At 62.7% G+C, this 17,780-nt stretch carries 19 protein-coding genes; 12 read left to right on the forward strand and 7 right to left on the reverse strand.

The window, feature by feature from the left end; translation table 11 throughout:
• The first annotated feature begins 20 nt into the window (after positions 1-20).
• The 3 genes from PQQ86_RS30150 (at position 21) to PQQ86_RS30160 (ending at position 2,232) form a co-directional block, all read left to right on the forward strand.
• Entirely contained in the window at positions 21-746 is a 726-nt protein-coding gene (locus PQQ86_RS30150) for an anti-sigma factor family protein (protein ID WP_408275367.1), read from the forward strand.
• Between the two features lie 143 nt (positions 747-889).
• The gene (locus PQQ86_RS30155) at positions 890-1,408 is read left to right on the forward strand and encodes a sigma-70 family RNA polymerase sigma factor (protein ID WP_054036380.1); all 519 of its coding nucleotides are present in this window, start codon (positions 890-892) and stop codon (positions 1,406-1,408) included.
• The gene (locus tag PQQ86_RS30160) at positions 1,405-2,232 is read left to right on the forward strand and encodes an anti-sigma factor family protein (protein WP_408275370.1); all 828 of its coding nucleotides are present in this window, start codon (positions 1,405-1,407) and stop codon (positions 2,230-2,232) included. Before PQQ86_RS30155 ends, PQQ86_RS30160 begins: the two co-directional genes overlap by 4 nt.
• A 26-nt stretch (positions 2,233-2,258) precedes the next feature.
• On the opposite strand, the gene PQQ86_RS30165 is transcribed toward PQQ86_RS30160, so the two are convergent.
• From PQQ86_RS30165 to PQQ86_RS30175, 3 genes are all read right to left on the reverse strand, one after another.
• Positions 2,259-3,317 carry a lipase secretion chaperone gene (locus tag PQQ86_RS30165; protein WP_408275373.1) on the reverse strand — a complete coding sequence of 353 codons (1,059 nt, stop codon included), beginning with the start codon at positions 3,315-3,317 and terminating at the stop codon, positions 2,259-2,261.
• 4 nt (positions 3,318-3,321) lie between these two features.
• Complete coding sequence (locus tag PQQ86_RS30170) at positions 3,322-4,422, reverse strand: triacylglycerol lipase (protein ID WP_408275376.1); 1,101 nt, start codon at positions 4,420-4,422, stop codon at positions 3,322-3,324.
• 105 nt (positions 4,423-4,527) lie between these two features.
• Positions 4,528-5,463: an AraC family transcriptional regulator gene (locus PQQ86_RS30175; protein WP_408275378.1), complete on the reverse strand. Its 936-nt coding sequence runs from the start codon at positions 5,461-5,463 to the stop codon at positions 4,528-4,530.
• Positions 5,464-5,670: 207 nt separating this feature from the next.
• On the opposite strand from PQQ86_RS30175, the gene PQQ86_RS30180 reads away from it, so the two are divergent.
• On the forward strand, positions 5,671-6,591 hold the full coding sequence (locus PQQ86_RS30180; protein WP_408275381.1) for an NmrA family NAD(P)-binding protein: 921 nt from the start codon (positions 5,671-5,673) through the stop codon (positions 6,589-6,591).
• Positions 6,592-6,617: 26 nt separating this feature from the next.
• A complete protein-coding gene (locus PQQ86_RS30185; RefSeq protein ID WP_408275383.1) occupies positions 6,618-6,818 on the forward strand; it encodes a hypothetical protein in 201 nt (66 codons plus the stop codon).
• A gap of 187 nt (positions 6,819-7,005) precedes the next feature.
• On the opposite strand, the gene ribA is transcribed toward PQQ86_RS30185, so the two are convergent.
• A complete protein-coding gene (gene ribA, locus PQQ86_RS30190) occupies positions 7,006-7,656 on the reverse strand; it encodes a GTP cyclohydrolase II (RefSeq protein ID WP_408275386.1) in 651 nt (216 codons plus the stop codon).
• A gap of 267 nt (positions 7,657-7,923) precedes the next feature.
• Between ribA and PQQ86_RS30195 the strand changes: the two genes are divergently transcribed.
• On the forward strand, positions 7,924-8,367 hold the full coding sequence (locus PQQ86_RS30195; RefSeq protein WP_408275388.1) for a CBS domain-containing protein: 444 nt from the start codon (positions 7,924-7,926) through the stop codon (positions 8,365-8,367).
• 271 nt (positions 8,368-8,638) lie between these two features.
• Here the strand turns inward: PQQ86_RS30195 and PQQ86_RS30200 are convergent, their stop codons facing one another.
• Positions 8,639-8,983: a DUF4148 domain-containing protein gene (locus PQQ86_RS30200; protein WP_408275391.1), complete on the reverse strand. Its 345-nt coding sequence runs from the start codon at positions 8,981-8,983 to the stop codon at positions 8,639-8,641.
• A 270-nt stretch (positions 8,984-9,253) separates the two neighbouring features.
• Entirely contained in the window at positions 9,254-9,901 is a 648-nt protein-coding gene (locus PQQ86_RS30205; RefSeq protein ID WP_408275393.1) for a DNA-3-methyladenine glycosylase, read from the reverse strand.
• Positions 9,902-10,297: 396 nt separating this feature from the next.
• On the opposite strand from PQQ86_RS30205, the gene PQQ86_RS30210 reads away from it, so the two are divergent.
• Complete coding sequence (locus PQQ86_RS30210) at positions 10,298-10,660, forward strand: BON domain-containing protein (RefSeq protein ID WP_408275396.1); 363 nt, start codon at positions 10,298-10,300, stop codon at positions 10,658-10,660.
• Positions 10,661-11,085: 425 nt separating this feature from the next.
• On the forward strand, positions 11,086-12,168 hold the full coding sequence (locus tag PQQ86_RS30215; protein ID WP_408275399.1) for a calcium:cation antiporter: 1,083 nt from the start codon (positions 11,086-11,088) through the stop codon (positions 12,166-12,168).
• A gap of 47 nt (positions 12,169-12,215) precedes the next feature.
• Here the strand turns inward: PQQ86_RS30215 and PQQ86_RS30220 are convergent, their stop codons facing one another.
• On the reverse strand, positions 12,216-13,109 hold the full coding sequence (locus tag PQQ86_RS30220) for a LysR substrate-binding domain-containing protein (RefSeq protein ID WP_408275402.1): 894 nt from the start codon (positions 13,107-13,109) through the stop codon (positions 12,216-12,218).
• Between the two features lie 563 nt (positions 13,110-13,672).
• On the opposite strand from PQQ86_RS30220, the gene PQQ86_RS30225 reads away from it, so the two are divergent.
• The 4 genes from PQQ86_RS30225 to PQQ86_RS30240 are packed head-to-tail and all read left to right on the forward strand — an operon-like array spanning position 13,673 to position 17,754.
• Positions 13,673-14,767: an ABC transporter substrate-binding protein gene (locus PQQ86_RS30225; protein WP_408275405.1), complete on the forward strand. Its 1,095-nt coding sequence runs from the start codon at positions 13,673-13,675 to the stop codon at positions 14,765-14,767.
• Complete coding sequence (locus PQQ86_RS30230; protein ID WP_408275408.1) at positions 14,764-15,747, forward strand: ABC transporter permease; 984 nt, start codon at positions 14,764-14,766, stop codon at positions 15,745-15,747. The genes PQQ86_RS30225 and PQQ86_RS30230 overlap by 4 nt, the downstream gene beginning before the upstream one ends.
• Entirely contained in the window at positions 15,744-16,631 is an 888-nt protein-coding gene (locus tag PQQ86_RS30235) for an ABC transporter permease (RefSeq protein WP_408197688.1), read from the forward strand. Before PQQ86_RS30230 ends, PQQ86_RS30235 begins: the two co-directional genes overlap by 4 nt.
• A 49-nt stretch (positions 16,632-16,680) precedes the next feature.
• The gene (locus tag PQQ86_RS30240) at positions 16,681-17,754 is read left to right on the forward strand and encodes an ABC transporter ATP-binding protein (protein WP_408275412.1); all 1,074 of its coding nucleotides are present in this window, start codon (positions 16,681-16,683) and stop codon (positions 17,752-17,754) included.
• The last annotated feature ends 26 nt before the right edge of the window (positions 17,755-17,780 follow it).

A 17,780-nucleotide genomic window follows, 5' to 3' on the forward strand; every position in this document is an offset into this window, starting at 1 on the left:
ATCCGACAAATGCCGATGCCATGACCTCAACCGTCCCTCCCTCCGATTCGCCGCTTTCCGAAGCCGACATTCAGGCCTACGCCGATGGCACGCTGACGCCGGAACGCGCTGCGTTTCTGCAGGACTATCTGGGCAAAGATCCGGCGGAAGCACGCCGCGTGGCGTTCTACGGAAGGCTCAACACGCAGATGCAGCAGGCCTTCCAGACAACTGACGAACCCGTTTCGACCCGCGCCGAAGGACGGCGCGGCGTATTCGAGCGGCTGAAGGCCGCGAAGCGTCCGGGCAAGGTGGTGAACGCTCTCGGGGCGCTCGTTCTGACGCTGGTCGCCGCGAGCGGCTGGCTCGCCGCCACCCAGGTGTCCCGGCAGGCACTCAACAATGCGGCCGTGATGGCGTTGGCGGAAACCGCCGCCGCACAGTATTCCGCTGCGTCGCCGACGCGAAGCGACGTGTCCGCGCCCAACCTCGCGGCGATCGGATTGCGGCTGGTGGATCAAAGGGTCCTATCGCTCGGTCCCTTCCAACGCGCCAGCGAATTGATCTACCTGAACGGCGACAACCGCCCCGTCGTGCTGATTTCCACGCTGGCACTGCTGGCGCCGGCCCAGCCGCAGTGGGCCGCCCTGCGCGTCGGCGAGATCAGGCTGTTGACCTGGACGGCGCAATGGCAGCGCTTCGTGGTCGCCGGCGACGCCCGCACCCACGGCCTGATGCGCGCCGCCGACGTGATGACGATGCGCTAAGCCGTCGCCAGGTTTTTGCGCAACGCGACAAAAACAATTGAATAAAATGTGTCCACGCGTGTTTGCACCTCGAATGCGCGTGGTGGTTCAATCGACGGCCGCCCACCCGGCGCCCACGAGAAGCCCCACGATTGGGATGAAAAATGGATGTCCGTGACGAGTTGATGGAGCATGTGCCGCGCTTGCGGCGCTATGCGCGAGCGCTGATCAACAATCGCGATCTCGCCGACGATCTGGTGCAGGACACGCTCGAACGCGCGCTCGGCCGTACCGGCATGTTCCAGCCCGGCACCGACCTGCGTGCGTGGCTGTTCACGATCATGCATAACGTGTTCGCCAATCAGGCGCGCAAGGCTTCGGCGCGCGCGGTTCACGTAGCGGTCGACGACGACAGCGTCCACGAAAGCGAATTTGCCGTGCCGTCCGATCAGACCCGTTCGCTCGAAATGCGCGACCTCGATTATGCGTTGCAGCGTCTGCCGATGGAGCAGCGCGAAGTCGTGCTGCTGGTCGGTCTCGAGGAAATGAGCTACGCCGACGTGGCGCTGGCGCTGAACATTCCGATCGGCACGGTGATGTCGCGCCTTTCGCGTGGGCGCGAGCGGCTTCGGGCATTGATGGCGGGCACGCAGCCCGGTGCAAAATTACAGGTGGTGCGATGAGCGACCAACACACGCCGATCGGCGAACAAGACCTGCACGCGTACGTGGACGGCACGCTGTCCGACGAACGGCGCGTCGAGGTGGAGCGCGCGCTCGAACAGAACCCCGAGTTGGCCACACGCGTCAGCGATTATTTCTCGCTGAACAACATGTTTCATGAACGCTATGACGGCGTGCTGAGCGAGCCCGTGCCCAAGCGTCTGCAAACGCCTCTGGCCAGTGGGCGCCGTTGGCGCATAGCCGCTAACTGGCCGCAGTTCGCCGGGATGGCGGCAGCGCTGGTGTTGGGCGTGGGTATCGGCGTCGGCACGCATATGGGGCAGGACGTCGTAGCACCGGTGGCCGGTCATTCGGACACGCGCCCGGTCAGCGCGGACAGTTCGGAAATGTTTGCGCGGCAGGCCGCAGTGGCGCATGTGGTCTATATGCCCGCCGTCGACCGTCCAGCCGAAATGACTGCGGATCACGAACAGGATTTCGTGCAGTGGCTGTCCAACCGGCTCGGCACCAATGTGCATCCGCCGATGCTTTCGAAGAGCGGTTTCAACCTCTCGGGCGGCCGCCTGCTGCCGGGCGCCGATGGACCGACCGCGCAGTTCATGTATCGCGGGCCGAATGGCGAACGCGTGACACTGTGCATTTCGCACCGTCAGGTGAACTCGAATACCACCGCGTTCAAGCTGTATCAGGACGGCCCTGTGAACGTGTTCTACTGGGTGGATGGCGACTTTGGCTATGCGGTGTCAGGCGGGATCGATCGCAAGGTGCTGTTGCAACTGTCGCATGACGTGTACTCGCAGTTGACGGGCGCGGCGCCGGGTTGAGCTGCCGCCACGTTGCGATAGCGGGTTCAGTTTGCCGAGCCGCCGCCGCGATCGAGCGACGCCGCGCGCATCGCGTCGCTCGGATTGGTGAAGAACTGCTGGCGCAATTGCGCGATCTGCGCGTCACGTTGCTGAGGCGGCAAACCCTGTTTGTCGATCTGCGCGCGCTGGCTCGAATAGTCTGCGTAGCGGGCTTGCCAGGCGTCATCAGCCTGCTGCATCTGCACGACGCGCTGCGCCGCTTCAGGCCCAAGTGTCTGCGTGATCTGCGCACGCATCGTATCGAGCGAGCCGCCCTGTTTCTGCGCCTGACTGATCGCGTCGAGTGCGGCCTGCTGCTGGCGCGCTCGTTCGTGGGCTGCGCGTGTTTCCGGCGGCAGTCCCGCATCTAGTGCGGCAAGACGCGCCGCTTTTTGCGCGGCGCTCAACGAGCCATCTGACGCGATGCGCAGACGCGCTAGATCCGTATGTCGCTGCTGCGATTCGGCGCCGAAGAACGGCTCATTCCATTCGCCCATCAAGCGGGCGCCTAAAGCATCGCGCTGGTCGAGCGAGAGTTGCAACGCGTCGAGGTCCAGCTTTGCGCCGCTCTGGCTTTGGATTGGCGAGGTTTGCGGCAACTGGTCGAGCGCCGTGCGATACGCGTTGTAGCGTTGCCAGACGGTCACCGCTTCGTCGGCGGCCGGCGTGCCGTCGAGTTGTGCGGCGATCTGCCGACGCACCAATGCATCGAGCGTCGCTGGAGAGATTTCGTTTTGCGCCGTCAGGAAGTAATCGAAGAAATCGCGGACCGCGCGCGTGTGCGCGAGGTGGCCGCGGCCATCGGTTGGCAGATGCGGTGGCGACGAACCGTCGAGCGAAGTGGGCAATGCGCCGGTCGTCGACGTGCCGGCCACCATGTCCTTGCCCGAAGCAAGCGCGGGCTGCGCGGAACTCGCTGCATTCACCGCGTGCAGCGCCGACGCATCATGCGAGGACGGCGGGCGGTTCAGCCACAATGCCGCGGCCGCCGACACCACACCCACCGCCACGAAAACCAGCCACTGACTCCGCGCACTGCCCCGCTGCCGATCCAATCGCCGCATCCGTTCACACGCCTTGCGTCTTCAGGCGATTTGCCTGCGTGCGAATCACTGCCACCGGGTCAGCCGCATTCGCGCCGCGCACGCCGAGCAACTGGTTGATCTCGTCGAGATGGTTCCACTTGTAGCTCGTGCCGAGCACCTTGCCGTAGAGCGCGCTGCACACCGATACGAGTCCGTCGTTCTGTCCCGACTGGCGACTCAGCATGATCGTGCCGGTGCCGTACAGGACAAGTGTCGATGGATCAAGGAGGTTGGCGGAATCGATTGGCGCGACGCTGGTGTCGGTGGCGCCGGGAATGCCCAGCACAGAGGTCGGCTGAATCGCACTGCCAGCCCACGAGTACAACAGATGCGTGTTGCCGTTGATGGTTTCAGTCGCGGCGCCCGTTTGACACGAGCCGGGCGCACCGAGGCCCGCGCTCGGATAGCGCAAGTTGTAGGCCGCGGCGTTAGCCGTGGTCAGCGTTTGCAGCGCGGCTACCGCATTCTGATTCGCGTTGTGATTACTACTCGTCAGGATGCCGAATATATTCGCAAATGCACCGATGATCGGTGTCGAAAGACCGGTCGGATCTTTTTGCAACGCGTCCTGCACGAAGTCGGCGAACTCCGAGCCGCGATGCGGCGTAGCGATCGTGGTAACCGAAGCGACGAGTTCCGGCGCTACCGCCGCAACATAGCGCGAGGTCAAGCCGCCCTGGCTGTGGCCGATCAGATTCACCTTCTGCGCGCCGGTCGCGGCCAGCACCTGCTTCACGTAGGCGAGTAGCTGTTCACCGCGCCCGTTCGGACCGTCATCGCTCTGAAAGCCCGATAGGTTCGCCACATACACGCTTGCGCCGTGCTGCTGAAGGTCGGACTGAATGCCGTACCAGTAGTCGAGCACGCCGAGATATTTGTCGGTTCCGGTGAGGCCATGGACGAGGATGATCGGATAGCGAGTTGCCGCATAATCGTCAGCGCTGGTGGTCGACGTCGCGGCGACTGCACGATCGATGGCAACCGGCGTGGCGATTGTGAGAAGCACAGCGAGCGGCGCATTGGCGACAGCAGCAGCGATCGCCCAGGCGACGATGCGAGAACCCTTCCCCTTCGATTTCGACATGTGACGGCCTCCGGTTGCGAAGTCCGCGTATTTAGCTATACAAATCGATCGAGGGCAATAGAGCCGGTCCTCCAAACTGCTTATGCTGCAGTGCGTTTTTGAGGTCTATCGCAGTGTTGCGATGCGACGGGCATTGAAGGCATCGAGCTCGACAATGCTACCTGGATTCGCGGTTGACTTGACCAGCTCTCGCGGCGTAACCCCCAACAACCGCCCCATCCAATGCGCCATATGACTCTGATGCGCAAAGCCCGTCTCCAGCGCGATCTGACTCGCGCTCAATCTGCCTTGAAGCAATAGCGCTCCCGCCCGCTCCACGCGCCGCTGCACCACATACTGATGCACCGGCATGCCGAGCGTTTCGCGAAACAGTACCTTGAAATGCGGGACGCTCAATTCAGCGTGCACCGCCAGTTCGCCAAGCGTGAGGCGCTGATCGAGGTGTGCTTCGATAAACTCGATCACGCGAGCGGCAGTCTTCGGCGCAAGCGTGCGACGTTTGTTCTCGAGTTTGTCGAGCGCCGGCGCGCTGCCGATCAGCCGCACCACCATCGCCGTACACAGGCTTTCGGCGTACAGCGGATCAGACGCATCGTCCGCTTCGAGTTCCGCGCGCAACGCCCAGGCCAGATGCTGAAAACGCGGGTCGCGCATCTGGAACTGCGGACGAAGCCGCGCTTCGCTCGCCTTCAATTCCAGTTGTTCGACGATCCTCTGCGCGAAGTCTTCGCCGATCCACACACTGAAAATCGTGCAGGCGGCTTCATCGGTCCACTGTCCGTCGACGCCCGCCGGAATCACATCCGCATCGCCATGCGCCTGAATCCGCGAATAGCGGCGCTCATTGCACATGCAACGCGCCTTGACCGGCGCGCCGACATGCACACCCACGCGATGATGCTTGAGCGCCGGAATCCGGTGCAGCCCGGCCGACACGTTGACCAGTTCTGCGCCGAAGCCCTGCCAGCCGAGCGTCTTGCTCGAGAGCAGCGCGATGCGGGAGCCGCTGTGTGGCTGCGGAATCGGTGTCACGGCATTCATTGCTTTCCCTCGTGGATGGCGGCCAACGTGTGTGCATTGTGCTGCGTTTTTCGCTCTTTCGCTTGGCGCGCACCCCCTCAATACACGTGCTGCGCCGCCACAACGAAAAACAATCATCCGAATCTGCGCACGACGATCCGTGCCCGCGCGTTTCTCCGCCCCCGTCTCCTTAAGATGGCCGCATACCGACCCAGGAAGGAGCTCAACGTGATCGTGATCTTTGGAGCAGCAGGCAATGTAGGCAGAGTGAGCGCGGCGGCGTTGCGCCGGGCGGGCCGCGAAGTGCGCGCAGTCGTGCGCCACGCGAGGCAAGGCGACGTGTTGGCGGAAATCGGCTGTGAAATTACCATCGCCGATCTGCTCGACCCAGCTTCGGTCGCGCAAGCTATCGAGGGAGCGTACGCGGTACAGATACTGTGCCCAGTGCCGCACGCCGACGCCGATCCCGCAACCACGATGCGGCGCATGATCGACGTAAGCGCAGGCGCATTGCGCGCCAACCCGCCGCAACGCGTGCTCGCGCTATCCGACTACGGCGCGGAACACCCGAGCGGCACCGGCATCACGACGCTGTTTCACATCCTCGAAACGCAACTCGCGCCCATTGACTCGCAGTTGACGTTTCTGCGCGCAGCCGAACACATGCACAACTGGGCGCGCGTGCTGCCAATCGCGCTCGCCAGAGGCGTGCTGCCCAGTCTGCATCATCCGTTGAGCAAGCTGTTTCCGACGGTCGCCGCACAGGATGTCGGGCTGCTGGCCGCTGAACTATTGCTTGACGACAGACCGGCAAAGGTGTCGCCACGGGTGGTGAGTATCGAAGGTGAGGCGCGCGTCAGCGCGTTAGACGTCGCACGCACGCTCGGTGCATTGGCGCACCGTCAGATCACGGCCCACGAAGTGCCGCGCGGCGAATGGGCCGCCATGCTCCATGGCGCGGGACTTGGCGAGAACCACGCGCGTCTCATCGCGGATCTGTACGACGCGCACAACGCGGGCCGCATCGACGTTGAAACGGAGATCAGCGAGCAGCGTTTCGGCGCGACTGTGCTAGAGGGCGTGTTTGCGTCGATCCTGGCGCGTGTTGCTGAAACTTCAGCTGCAAATGCAAAGGCAACCGCGCACTAAACAGCACTCGTATCAGGAGGAATGACATGCATACCTGCCCTTTGCTGCGCGCATCGATTGAATCGCGGAAGATCGTGGCGCATCGAACCTCGCTAACGCGCGCGACTACGAGCGTCAACTACTGGATGGCGATCCGCGCAGGTCTTGCGGGACTGACAGGCTGGCGATCGCTTCGGGACGTGCTGAACGCAATCCCGGATAGCAACGACGACTTTGGCTTGTTCTGATTCGCCACGGCTCGAATCGAATCGTATCGATCCGGCTCCACTCCGCTCGGCTCGATACGCGGTAGACACGCGCAGGTGCGTCGCCAATGCGGCGAAGCCGCCAGCACGACCCCGCCACTACATTGACGAAATCGACGTCACAGCACCGGCCGCCGTCTGCAAACGATGGCCGGTACGCATGCGTCAATTATTCGTTTTCGTCGAAGTAGTGCCCAAACTTCAATTGTTTGGTGCGGATGTAGCGCTCGTTTTCCTCGCGCATCGGAATCGCCAGCGCGACCCGCTCGCAGACCGGAATGCCGTGCTTCGACAGCGTGTCGAATTTTTCCGGATTGTTGCTCATCAGGCGCACCGAGGTGACCTTGAGCGTGCGCAGAATGCCTGCCGCGGAATCGTATTCGCGCGAATCGTCGGGCAAGCCGAGATCGAGATTGGCCTCGACGGTGTCGCGACCCTGCTCCTGCAACGCATACGCGCGAATCTTGTTCGACAGGCCAATGCCGCGCCCTTCGTGGCCGCGCAGATAGAGCAGCACGCCGCAGCCTTCAGCCGCGATGTAGCGCAGCGCCAGATCGAGCTGTTCGCCGCAATCGCAGCGGTACGAGCCGAGCACATCGCCCGTCAGGCACTCGGAGTGCAGGCGCGTCAACACGGACGACTGGTTTGCGACGTCGCCCATCACGAGCGCGAGATGTTCGGCGCCGCTCTCGGCCACGCGAAACACGTAGGAGGTAAACGTGCCGTAGCGCGTGGGGAGCGTGGCGGTAGCGTCGAGGACGACGCACTCGCCGTTGGGTGCGCCGTCTGTTGCTTGCGACGGATCGTGAGACGTGAGCATGGCGTTGGACTATGGTGCTGACATGAACCCGCAAAATTGGGATGCGGTATGGACCGGCAGTTTACCGCTAATCGGCACACCGCGCCCGGATGCCCGCGTGCCGCGTACCAAACCGGCGCGCGTCACATGGCTATCCGAGTTAAACGCACCGCGCGCCACAGGTATTCCCGAGGTCCTTCCGCCGCGCGCCGCGCCTATACTGGAATGGCCTGTCCCTCACGACAGCGCGCCGCATCGGCGTGCTGCACTGCGAAACGGAGTTGCTCCATGACAAGCGTTGCACAGCTTCTTAAAACTAAACCGAACAACACCATCGTCTTCACCGTCGGGGCTGACGATTCCGTCTACGACGCGATCAAGCTGATGGCTGAAAAAGGCATCGGCGCGCTGGTCGTGACAGACGGCGACAGCATCGCCGGGATCGTTACGGAGCGAGACTATGCGCGCAAAGTCGTCCTGATGGACCGTTCGTCGAAGGCTACGCCGGTGCGCGACATCATGAGTAAAGCCGTGCGCTTCGTCCGTCCCGACCAGACCACCGATGATTGCATGGCCCTGATGACCGAACGGCGCATGCGCCACTTGCCGGTCATCGAAAACGACCGCCTGGTCGGCATGGTATCGATCGGCGACCTGGTGAAGAACATCATCGCCGAGCAGCAATTCACCATTCAGCAACTCGAGTTCTATATCCACGGCGAACGCCCCTGAGGATCGCGGCATATCGCAGGTCGCAGGTCGCACACTGCCGAAACGGGGCGCAAAAAAAGCCCAATCCTTGAAAAAGGTTGGGCGAAGCTACCTTGCGGCAGCGGAGGTTCCTGAAATGTGGACGGCGAGAATGCGCGCCGCATAAAGCGCGCACCTACCTCGCCACACCACACTACTGACGCTTGCGGAACGCGGAACCTGCGTTCAGCGGATTTACGCACGCCCCGCTTCGATCAGATCAACTGCCGGCCGGACCACCCGGCCGCCAAATTTAGTTACCGAAATAAACCGACTTCGGGCCGGACATCGGTTGCAAGACGCCACCCGCTTGTGACGAACCGCTCACCGCGCCACCGTAACCGCTGGTATCCGCGACGGGTTCCTGCGTTTGCGCTACGGCCGGATTTTGCGCCTGCACACGGCTTTCGGCGGCTTGAGCGTCGCTCGGATAGTTCGTGTCGTTGCTGGCGGCCGGGTTGTAACCCGCTTGTTCAAGCTGGATCAACTGACTGCGGACTTCCGCGCGGGTCGCAGGCTGGTCGCTCGATTGAGCAAACGAGACAGCTGGGGCGGCGAGAACGGCTGCAATGGCGATTACCTTGATGAGCGATTTCATGACTAACCTCCAGATCTGTTTTTTAGCTTCGCTTGCCACACCATGTGAGAAGCGAATGAATTCAGTCTAGTCACCCGATCATCAGGGGAAAACCCTTAATTGTGAGATAGATAATTGTTCAAAACGCAAGAGTGTGGCGAAACTTACCGCCAAATTTGATTGAAGGCTTCGTTTTGCCGTAATAATTGTCGGGATCGTAACCTTTCTGTTTGATGGTTCGAAAATGCGCGTCCACTTGGCATGTTTTGCCGCTTTGCGTCACGCTAATGGTCAGATTTGCGGACTCGTCAACGCTTCGGCATGCGGCGGTAGCAGCAATTTTCGCGGTCCGCTGACGAACGCGCTGCCGGGTTCGAAAAACCGTAACGGCCGATGCATTTCGCGCGACAAGCCGATGCGCGTCGTCACGCCGATCGGCACGTCGCCGGTCTCGATCACGCCGATCCACAGGCCGTGCCCGTTGCAAAGATCGCGGCCGTCAAACGACTGATCGATACCCAAGGCCACGGTGAGCCGGCCGGGACCGCGCGCAAGATCGCGCAGCGGCACGCCCGGCCGCCGCGCTTCCATCAGCGGCAAGCCCTCCAGCGGCTCGATCGCGCGAATCAGAATGCCCGCGCCGACCTCTTCCGCTTCCGCGGACATGTTCAGCATGTACGAAAGCCCGTACGTCAGCCGGATATAGGCGTGGCCGGGGGCGAGAAACATCGAACCGTTATACGGACGGCGGCCGGCAAACGCGTGGCTGGTCGAATCGCCGAGCGGGTACGCCTCGGTTTCGACAATGCGGCCGCTGATCCGGCCTTCGGGAAGGTCATGCACCAGATACTTGCCGATCATGAAACGCGCCAGCGCGACGGTATCGAGCGGCAAATCGTCACGAAGCAATGGGAGGATGGGTAGAGGCTGATTCGGCATGCAATCCGGACGAGTCGTTAAGCGCAAAGCGCAGGGTTCGATAGATGCGCGACCTGCGATAGTGCAGCGGACACGCCAACTGGTGTATCACCCGCACCGAATCAAGCGGCGGAGCGCCATCGGCCTGCCTTCATCGGCCCATTCGTTGTACCAAAACCTCATTTCCAGGCACTGACGCATTCACCATGGCACTAATTGGAGTATCGTGTGTTTCCGGCTTGCAGGACAGCCTTTGCCGGCATGCGTGTGCTTAGGCGCGCCTGATCCGCTTACAGATTGCAAGAAGTCGCACTACCGCAGCAACGTTCCATTCAGATTTGATCCCGAAGTACCCGCTGGTGCAGTACACCGGCCCATCCCGGGGCCGTCGTATTCATGACAATAGGAGAGAGTTGAATGAAAGCATTCCAGGCAATCAAGATGGTCGGCGGTGCGCTGATCGTTCTGGCGTCCATCAATGCGTACGCGCAAAGCAGCGACGCTGCAGCTCCGGCGGCTCCCGCGGCTTCGTCCGCACCTAGCGCCAAGTCGGCCAAGGCGGCCAACCGCGCACTGGGTCGTAAAGTGCGCAGCGCGTTGTCGAAGACCAAGGGCCTGAGCGTGACCAACATCACCGTGCGCGCACGTGACGGCGCAGTGACGCTGGCCGGCACAGTGCCTGAGCAGCCGCAAGTCGACCTGGCAACCCAGGCCGCGCAAGCCGTGCCGGGCGTGACGTCGGTCAAGAACGCCCTCTCGATCCGTCCGGTCGGCCAGTAAACCGCGTCGGTCGGTTGTAACGCTATATACCCGGACGCATCGCTTCATCACGAGGCGGCGCGTCCGGACCGATACATCCCGCTTCTTTCCCTGACGCTGCCAACACGGCAGTTTTGTCTGATGGTGTTTCACCTATCGAAACCGCGCCGCATTGTCCGCGCAATCCTGCGTCACTCAATCCTTCAGATGCAGAACAGCTGCCGGTTGCCTTGTGACCTTCGCTACTGCGTCAGCACAACCTGTAGCGCGGGCTGATAAACTCTCGCCCGCCGAGAATTATCCTTTATAATTTAATGCGTTAGAGCGCATTATTGACAAAATAGTTTAGCATTTTCGCTCACTCCCAGATCTCGTCGACACCCGTGTGTGCACGTCGCATCAGTCCCGCACAAGCAACAAGAACACGCAACTTGAGGAAGTCCTGAATGACCACGCCCGCGACCGTTTTGCCCCGCTGGACCATTGCCGCGCCCTTCGTTGCCTGGATCGTGCTGGGCATCGCGTACGCCGTGCCGGGCAACGGGCTGCTGCTCGCGCTGATCGGAGTCGCACTGTGCGCCGCCGTGTTCACAGCGGTGCACCATGCGGAAGTGGTCGCGCATCGCGTCGGCGAGCCGTTCGGCACTCTCGTGCTGGCGGTGGCCGTGACGGTGATCGAGGTCGCCCTGATCGTCTCGGTGATGCTGACGTCCGGCCCGGAAAAGGCCGGGCTTGCGCGCGACACGGTGTTCGCCGCAGTAATGATCGTCTGCAATGGGATCGTGGGCATCTGCCTGCTGGTGGGCGGCATCCGGCATCGCGAGCAGGACTTTCAGAGTCGTGGCGCTGCGGCGTCGTTGGCGGTGCTCGCGTCATTGTCCGTGCTGACCCTGGTCATGCCGAACTACACGACGACCAGCGTCGGCCCGGTTCTGTCGTCTTCGCAACTGGCGTTCGCGGGGGTGTCGTCGCTGGTGCTGTATGGGGTCTTCGTGTTTGTCCAGACCGTGCGGCATCGCGACTACTTTCTTGCCGGCGTGCCCGACGAGGACGTCCATGCCGCCCCACCGAGTGTCGGTGTCGCGCTGGCAGCCGGCGGCTTGCTGGTAGTGTGCCTCGTCGCCGTCGTGTTGCTCGCGAAAGTGCTCTCGCCGGTGGTTGAAACCGCGGTCAAGAACGCGGGGGCGCCGCCGGCGGTGGTCGGCATTATCATCGCTGCGCTGGTGCTATTGCCGGAAGGGCTCGCCGCCGTGCGCGCGGCGCGCGCCGATCGCTTGCAGAACAGCCTGAATCTCGCGCTCGGCTCGGCGCTGGCCAGTATCGGGCTGACCATTCCAACGGTCGCCGCCGTGTTCTTGTGGACCGCTCAGCCGCTCATACTCGGTATCGACGGCAAGGAAACCGTGCTGCTGATGCTCACGTTGATCGTCGGCACCCTGACGCTCAGTTCCGGACGCACGACGATCCTGCAAGGCGCTGTGCATCTGTCGCTGTTCGCGGCCTATCTGTTTCTGTCCTTCGCGCCCTGACGATAAGGCTCGGGGCCACGCTCTACGCAGACAACCGGCCCCTCTTCTTACTCTTCCCAATGCTCCGCAATCCAATCGCGGAACAGATTCAGCTTCTGCTGATGCGCGACTGAATCCGGATACACGAAGTAATACCGCCAGCCGGTCTTGAGCACCGTATCGAACGGTCGCACGAGACGCTTGGCCGCGACGTCTTCGTCGATCAAGGCAAGATCGCTGATGGCGACACCGAAGCCCTGCAAAGCGGCGTTGGTCGCCATGTCGAGCGTGTCGAAGCTCGGGCCGTGCTCAGCGTCAATTGCCGGCGCATTCGCGGCATCCACCTCGGCCACCTTGGCGAGCCACATCTTCCAGTCGCGATGGTCGCGCGTTGGATGCAGCAGCGTGTGGCGCGTCAGATCCGCCACCTCGTCCAACGGTTTGTCTTTCAACAGATCGGGCGCACACACCGGCGTCAGACGCTCCTCGAATAAGGGCACCGCCTGCACGTCCACGCCCGGTGAGGAGCCATAGATGATCGCCGCGTCGAACGGCTCGAGCTGGAAGTCGACGTCGTGCTGCCAGGTGGTGGTGATCTGAACGTGCAGCTCCGGATACTCGGCCTGGAAGCGCATGATCTTCGGCAACATCCAGCGCATCACGCAGGTCGGCACTTTCAGCGCGAGATCGGTGCGCTGACGCGTAAGGCGCAGCGATATCTCTTCGATACGCGCGAAGCTCTCCTTGACCGCCGGCAGCAACAGTTCGCCTTCGGCGGTCAGCGTCAGGCCTTTCGCATGACGCTTGAAGAGCGGAAACTTGTAGTAGTCCTCGAGCGCGATGATTTGCCGGCTTACCGCGCCTTGTGTCAGGCATAGGTGGTCAGCGGCGCGTGTGAAGCTGCGATGCCGCGCGACGGTTTCGAAAATCTGCAGCGCATTGAGCGGCGGGAGACGTCGCATCTGGATGAGTCCGGTCAGGGATCAGGAAAAGTCATTGCGCGGGCGGGCGGCGTTGCCTGCCGTCGCGCCCCTTGAACCCGCAGGATACGCGATCAGAATGTTTCTGACGCGTTGTGCGCGAGCAAATATGCATGCATTTCGCTCATGACGCGGCTGTCGATTCCGGCCTGGGCGACCCCGCTTGCACCGACTCAGGGCAGATCCCGCCGGATACCGCACCAGAACCGAGCTTTCCTCATACCTCCCTGCAGCCCGCTAGCTCGAAAAAATCATGGACGTTAACCCCGATACGCCACTGGATTGGCGTTCCCACGGATCGCAGCAAAGCCGCCGCTAGCGTCGCGCGACGACCAGGCCATGAGATTCCGTCATGCGCTCCATGCGCATATTTCGTTTGTTGGGGGATTTTGGCAAACCTAGAGTGCATCAACACGCAACGCACCGGCATTGCGCGAGGTCGGGTACATGAAGTTGAGTACAGCACGCAGCGCAAATGGGCGATGCAGCGGCAGCGGTCAGAGCGAATATCACCAGGCAACAGGCGTTCAACACAGGAGACCGCCATGCAAGAGATCAAACGGGGTAGAAGGCAGGCCATCAAGGCAATCGGCGCAGCACTCGCGGCGTCCAGTTTGCCGATGCCGTTAATCAATCTGCGGGCGCAGGAGCACAACTTCTCCGGCAAGACACTGCGCTTGCTGACCTGGTCGGACGACACCGGCGCCGCCGCCTTGCGCAACATCGCCGCGACGTTCACGGCGAAGACCGGCGCGAAGGTGATCGCCGACCGCGCCGACGGCACCTCCGGCATGGTCGCCAAGGTCAAGGCCGCGGGCGATCGCCCGACTTACGACGTCATCACGCTGGCCGGCGTCGGCGCAGCGGGTCTCGGTGACGCCGGCCTGCTGATGAAGCCTGATCTCGACAAGCTGCCGAACCTGAAGGAGGTCGCTCCGCAATACCGCACGGGCGCGAACGGCTTCGGCGTGGGTTATCTGCTGTGGTCGGACGGGTTGATCTACAACACGTCGACGGTCAAGACGGCGCCGTCTTCGTACGAAGCACTGTGGGACCCGAAGTACGCCGGACGCCTGTTCCTTCCGCCGCCCGAATGGGCCGAAGCGGTGGACCTCGCGATCATCGCCGCGAAAATGAACGGCGGCTCGCAACAGAACATCGAGCCGGGCTTCAAGAAGCTGATGCAACTGAAAGATCGCGTGATGACGCTCGGCGAGAACCCGAATCAGGTGGCCGATCTGTTCCGCACGGGTTCGCTCGATATCGGCGGCATCTATTCGCCGGCCTTTTTCCCGGACCAGATCCGCAAGCCCGAGTACAAAATGGGCGTCACCTACGGCATGAAGGAAGGCTTCGCTACGCAGTTGATGTTCACGGTGATTCCGAAGTCGCACCCGGCCGACAGCGATCTGATCCATGCCTTCATCAACCATTCTCTCGACGCCGGCGTGCAAGGCCGCATGGCCGCCGACGTGCTGAACGGCCCAGTCAATTCGAAAGCCGTGATTCCCGCCGAAAGCCGCGCGTTCGTGCCGAGTCCGCAGCAGATCGCTGAAAAAGCGATCCTGCATGACGACAAGGCGCTCGCCGTCGTGCAGCCTGCGTGGATCAAGCGCTACACCGAAATTTTCTCGGCATGACCGCGATGCTCGCGCGTTTTTCGCGGCGTGCCTCGTCAGCGTCAGACGCTGCGTCGGGTGATGCGTCGGGCGCGGCTTCCGGCTCACCCGGCGCCGCTTCCCGCGCACCGGACGAGCAGGCGTCCACGGCGCTCGCGAAAGCGCGCCCCTGGATTCTGCTCGCGCCAATCCTGCTGTTTCTCGCCATTCTCGGCGCGGCAGCGCTCGTCGTGCTGCGTATGAGCTTCGGTACGCAAGGCAACGAATGGCACGGCTTCACGCTGCAGAACTATGCCGATCTCGTCGATGGTTATTTCTTGAAGTCACTGTGGCTCACGTTGAGGCTCGCATTTCAAAGCATGGTCTGCGCCGTGCTGCTGGCGATTCCTGTCGCGTTGGCAATGGCCCGCACCAAGTCGCGGCTCGCGCGGCGGTTGTTGCTCGCGGGCGTGCTGCTGCCCTTGCTCGTCAATCTGCTGCTGCAAGGCTATGGCTGGCTGATCATTCTCGGCCCGGCCGGCCTGCTTAATCACGCGCTGCTCGGCAGTGGCCTCGTCGACCGCCCGGTGATGTGGCTGTATCGCGAACACGGCGTGTTGCTCGGATTGATTCAGACGGCGTTTCCTCTGGCCGTGCTGCCATTGTCGAGTGCAATGCGCGCGGTCTCGAGCTCGTATGAAGAAGCCGCTGCCACCCTTGGCGCGACGCGTTGGCAAACGCTGCGTCACGTGTTGCTGCCACTCGCCATGCCGGGTCTCGTGTCGGGCGCCCTGCTCGTGTTCGCCTACAACGCCAGCGCCTTCGCCGTGCCCCTGCTGCTCGGCGGACGTCGCGTGCCGATGCTCGCCGTGCTGGTCCACGACCAGGTGGCGCCCCTGCTGAACTGGCCCGCCGCTTCCGCATCGGGCGTCGTCTTGATGATCGCGACGCTCACCGTGATGGCGCTGTCGCAACGGCTCGTGCGCCGTACGCAACATCTTGCCGAGGAGCCCCACGCATGAGCACGCCGATCCAGACTCCCCTGACGCGCCCCCCGCGTTCACCGCGCCTGCCGCGTTTACCGATGACCATGCCCGGCCAGCTCGGCAAAGCCACCGCGCTGCTCGCTGCCATCGTGCTGTTCCTCGCCGCGCTGCCGATCCTGACGATGATCACCATGTCGTTCAGCGCGGCCGACACACTCGAATTCCCGCCGCACGCCTACGGCCTGCACTGGTACCGCGCGGCATGGCACAGCTTCGTCTCGCCGGACGCGAGCGACTCCCTCTCGATGGGCGCCGCGCTCAGCACAAGCCTGATCGTCGCGCTCTCGACGATGGTCATCGCCACGCTCGTCTCGGTGCCCGCCGCCTACGCATTGAGCCGCTACCGTTTTCGCGGCAAACCCGCGGTCGAACAACTGGTGGCGTTGCCGCTCGTCTATCCGCTGGTGATGCTCGGCTTGTCGCTGTTGCTGGTGTTCAACGTGCTGCCGATCGAACTCGGCGTATTCCGCCTGATCATCGCGCACGTGATTCTGGCGCTGCCGTTCACCGTGAAAAACTGCGCGGCGTCAGTGGCATCGATCGGCCCCGAGTTTGAGGAAGCCGCCTGCGTGATGGGTGCGAGCCCGAGCCGCGCGCTGATCGACGTGATCCTGCCGCTCATGCGCCCCGGCATTCTCGCCGGCATGCTATTCGCGTTCATCGTCTCGTTCAATGAATTCACGGTGACGTTTTTCCTGTACGGCATCGACACGATGACGCTGCCGGTGTGGCTCTATAGCCGCACGGTGTCGTCGCTCGATCCGACCGTGTTCTGTTTCGCCGTATTCATCGTCGCGATCGACTTCGCGCTGATCTGGCTGCTCGAAAAGCTGATCGGCGACGAAGGGGTGGCGCTTTGACCACGCTTTCGATTAGCGCTGCGCTGATGCCTTTTTGCTGGAGCATTCGATGACCCATCTGACCTTGCAGGCCGTGACCAAGCGCTTCAACGCGGCCTATGCCGTCGACAGCGTCGATCTGAGCGTGCCCGACGGCAAGCTGGTGTGCTTTCTCGGGCCGTCCGGCTGCGGCAAGACCACGCTGTTGCGGATGATCGCCGGCCTGGAAACGCCGAGTTCAGGCAGCATCAACTTCGCCGGCCGCGACATCACCCGTCTGCCTGCCAATCAGCGCGACTTCGGCATGGTGTTCCAGTCGCTTGCGCTGTTTCCGCATATGACGGTCGCGCAGAACGTTGCGTATCCGCTCAAGCTGCGCAAGACCGTGAAAGACGCACAAGCGCGCCGCGTCGCTGAATTGCTGGAACTGATCCAGTTGCCGCATATGGCGAACCGGCCGGTCACGCAACTCTCCGGCGGCCAGCGGCAACGCGTGGCGATTGCCCGCGCGATCGCGTCGCAACCGAAACTGCTGCTGCTCGACGAACCGCTCTCCGCGCTCGACGCCAAACTGCGCGAAGCGATGCAGGTCGAAATCCGCCTGCTGCAACAGCGCCTCGGCATCACAACGATCATGGTGACGCACGACCAGCGCGAAGCGATGACGATGGCCGACGAGATCGTCGTAATGGAAAAAGGCCGGATCGCCCAGGTCGGCAAGCCGCTCGATATTTATCGCGATCCGGTCAGCGAATTCGTCGCGGACTTCATCGGCCTCGGCAACATCCTGCCGGTCAGCTACGACGGCGCGGGAAGCGTCAATCTGCCGGGCGGAAGGCGCATTGAGGTTGCGCAACCGGCGCGGATGCCGGAGTCCAGCAGCGATATCCGTCTGCTGATCCGGCCGGAAGACGTCTGCGTCAAAACAGCGTCCGGCGATGCCGGGCAGAACCGGCTCGCGGGCACGGTGACTTTTATCCGTGACGTGGGGGCGTCGCTGGAAGCCACGATCGATTGCGCCGGTTTCACCCTGACTGCCGCGACCACACCCCGCGAAACGCCGGGGTTGACGCTCGGCATGCCGGTGTTCGCGGAATTGCCGCCGCACGCGTGCAAACTGATCGCCGCCCGTGCGGCGCATTGAAACGTGTCGCTGAGGCAAGGCACCGA

The organism is Paraburkholderia sediminicola (genome assembly GCF_046026675.1).
Taxonomy (GTDB): domain Bacteria; phylum Pseudomonadota; class Gammaproteobacteria; order Burkholderiales; family Burkholderiaceae; genus Paraburkholderia; species Paraburkholderia sediminicola_F.

Excerpts from the sequence above, each read along its gene's own strand:
- PQQ86_RS30150 (WP_408275367.1), top strand. The coding sequence starts at position 21 with ATGACCTCAACCGTCCCTCCCTCCGATTCGCCGCTTTCCGAAGCCGAC.
- PQQ86_RS30155 (WP_054036380.1), top strand. The coding sequence starts at position 890 with ATGGATGTCCGTGACGAGTTGATGGAGCATGTGCCGCGCTTGCGGCGC.
- PQQ86_RS30160 (WP_408275370.1), top strand. The coding sequence starts at position 1,405 with ATGAGCGACCAACACACGCCGATCGGCGAACAAGACCTGCACGCGTAC.
- PQQ86_RS30165 (WP_408275373.1), bottom strand. The coding sequence starts at position 3,317 with ATGCGGCGATTGGATCGGCAGCGGGGCAGTGCGCGGAGTCAGTGGCTG.
- PQQ86_RS30170 (WP_408275376.1), bottom strand. The coding sequence starts at position 4,422 with ATGTCGAAATCGAAGGGGAAGGGTTCTCGCATCGTCGCCTGGGCGATC.
- PQQ86_RS30175 (WP_408275378.1), bottom strand. The coding sequence starts at position 5,463 with ATGAATGCCGTGACACCGATTCCGCAGCCACACAGCGGCTCCCGCATC.
- PQQ86_RS30185 (WP_408275383.1), top strand. The coding sequence starts at position 6,618 with ATGCATACCTGCCCTTTGCTGCGCGCATCGATTGAATCGCGGAAGATC.
- ribA (WP_408275386.1), bottom strand. The coding sequence starts at position 7,656 with ATGCTCACGTCTCACGATCCGTCGCAAGCAACAGACGGCGCACCCAAC.
- PQQ86_RS30195 (WP_408275388.1), top strand. The coding sequence starts at position 7,924 with ATGACAAGCGTTGCACAGCTTCTTAAAACTAAACCGAACAACACCATC.
- PQQ86_RS30200 (WP_408275391.1), bottom strand. The coding sequence starts at position 8,983 with ATGAAATCGCTCATCAAGGTAATCGCCATTGCAGCCGTTCTCGCCGCC.
- PQQ86_RS30205 (WP_408275393.1), bottom strand. The coding sequence starts at position 9,901 with ATGCCGAATCAGCCTCTACCCATCCTCCCATTGCTTCGTGACGATTTG.
- PQQ86_RS30210 (WP_408275396.1), top strand. The coding sequence starts at position 10,298 with ATGAAAGCATTCCAGGCAATCAAGATGGTCGGCGGTGCGCTGATCGTT.
- PQQ86_RS30215 (WP_408275399.1), top strand. The coding sequence starts at position 11,086 with ATGACCACGCCCGCGACCGTTTTGCCCCGCTGGACCATTGCCGCGCCC.
- PQQ86_RS30220 (WP_408275402.1), bottom strand. The coding sequence starts at position 13,109 with ATGCGACGTCTCCCGCCGCTCAATGCGCTGCAGATTTTCGAAACCGTC.
- PQQ86_RS30225 (WP_408275405.1), top strand. The coding sequence starts at position 13,673 with ATGCAAGAGATCAAACGGGGTAGAAGGCAGGCCATCAAGGCAATCGGC.
- PQQ86_RS30230 (WP_408275408.1), top strand. The coding sequence starts at position 14,764 with ATGACCGCGATGCTCGCGCGTTTTTCGCGGCGTGCCTCGTCAGCGTCA.
- PQQ86_RS30235 (WP_408197688.1), top strand. The coding sequence starts at position 15,744 with ATGAGCACGCCGATCCAGACTCCCCTGACGCGCCCCCCGCGTTCACCG.
- PQQ86_RS30240 (WP_408275412.1), top strand. The coding sequence starts at position 16,681 with ATGACCCATCTGACCTTGCAGGCCGTGACCAAGCGCTTCAACGCGGCC.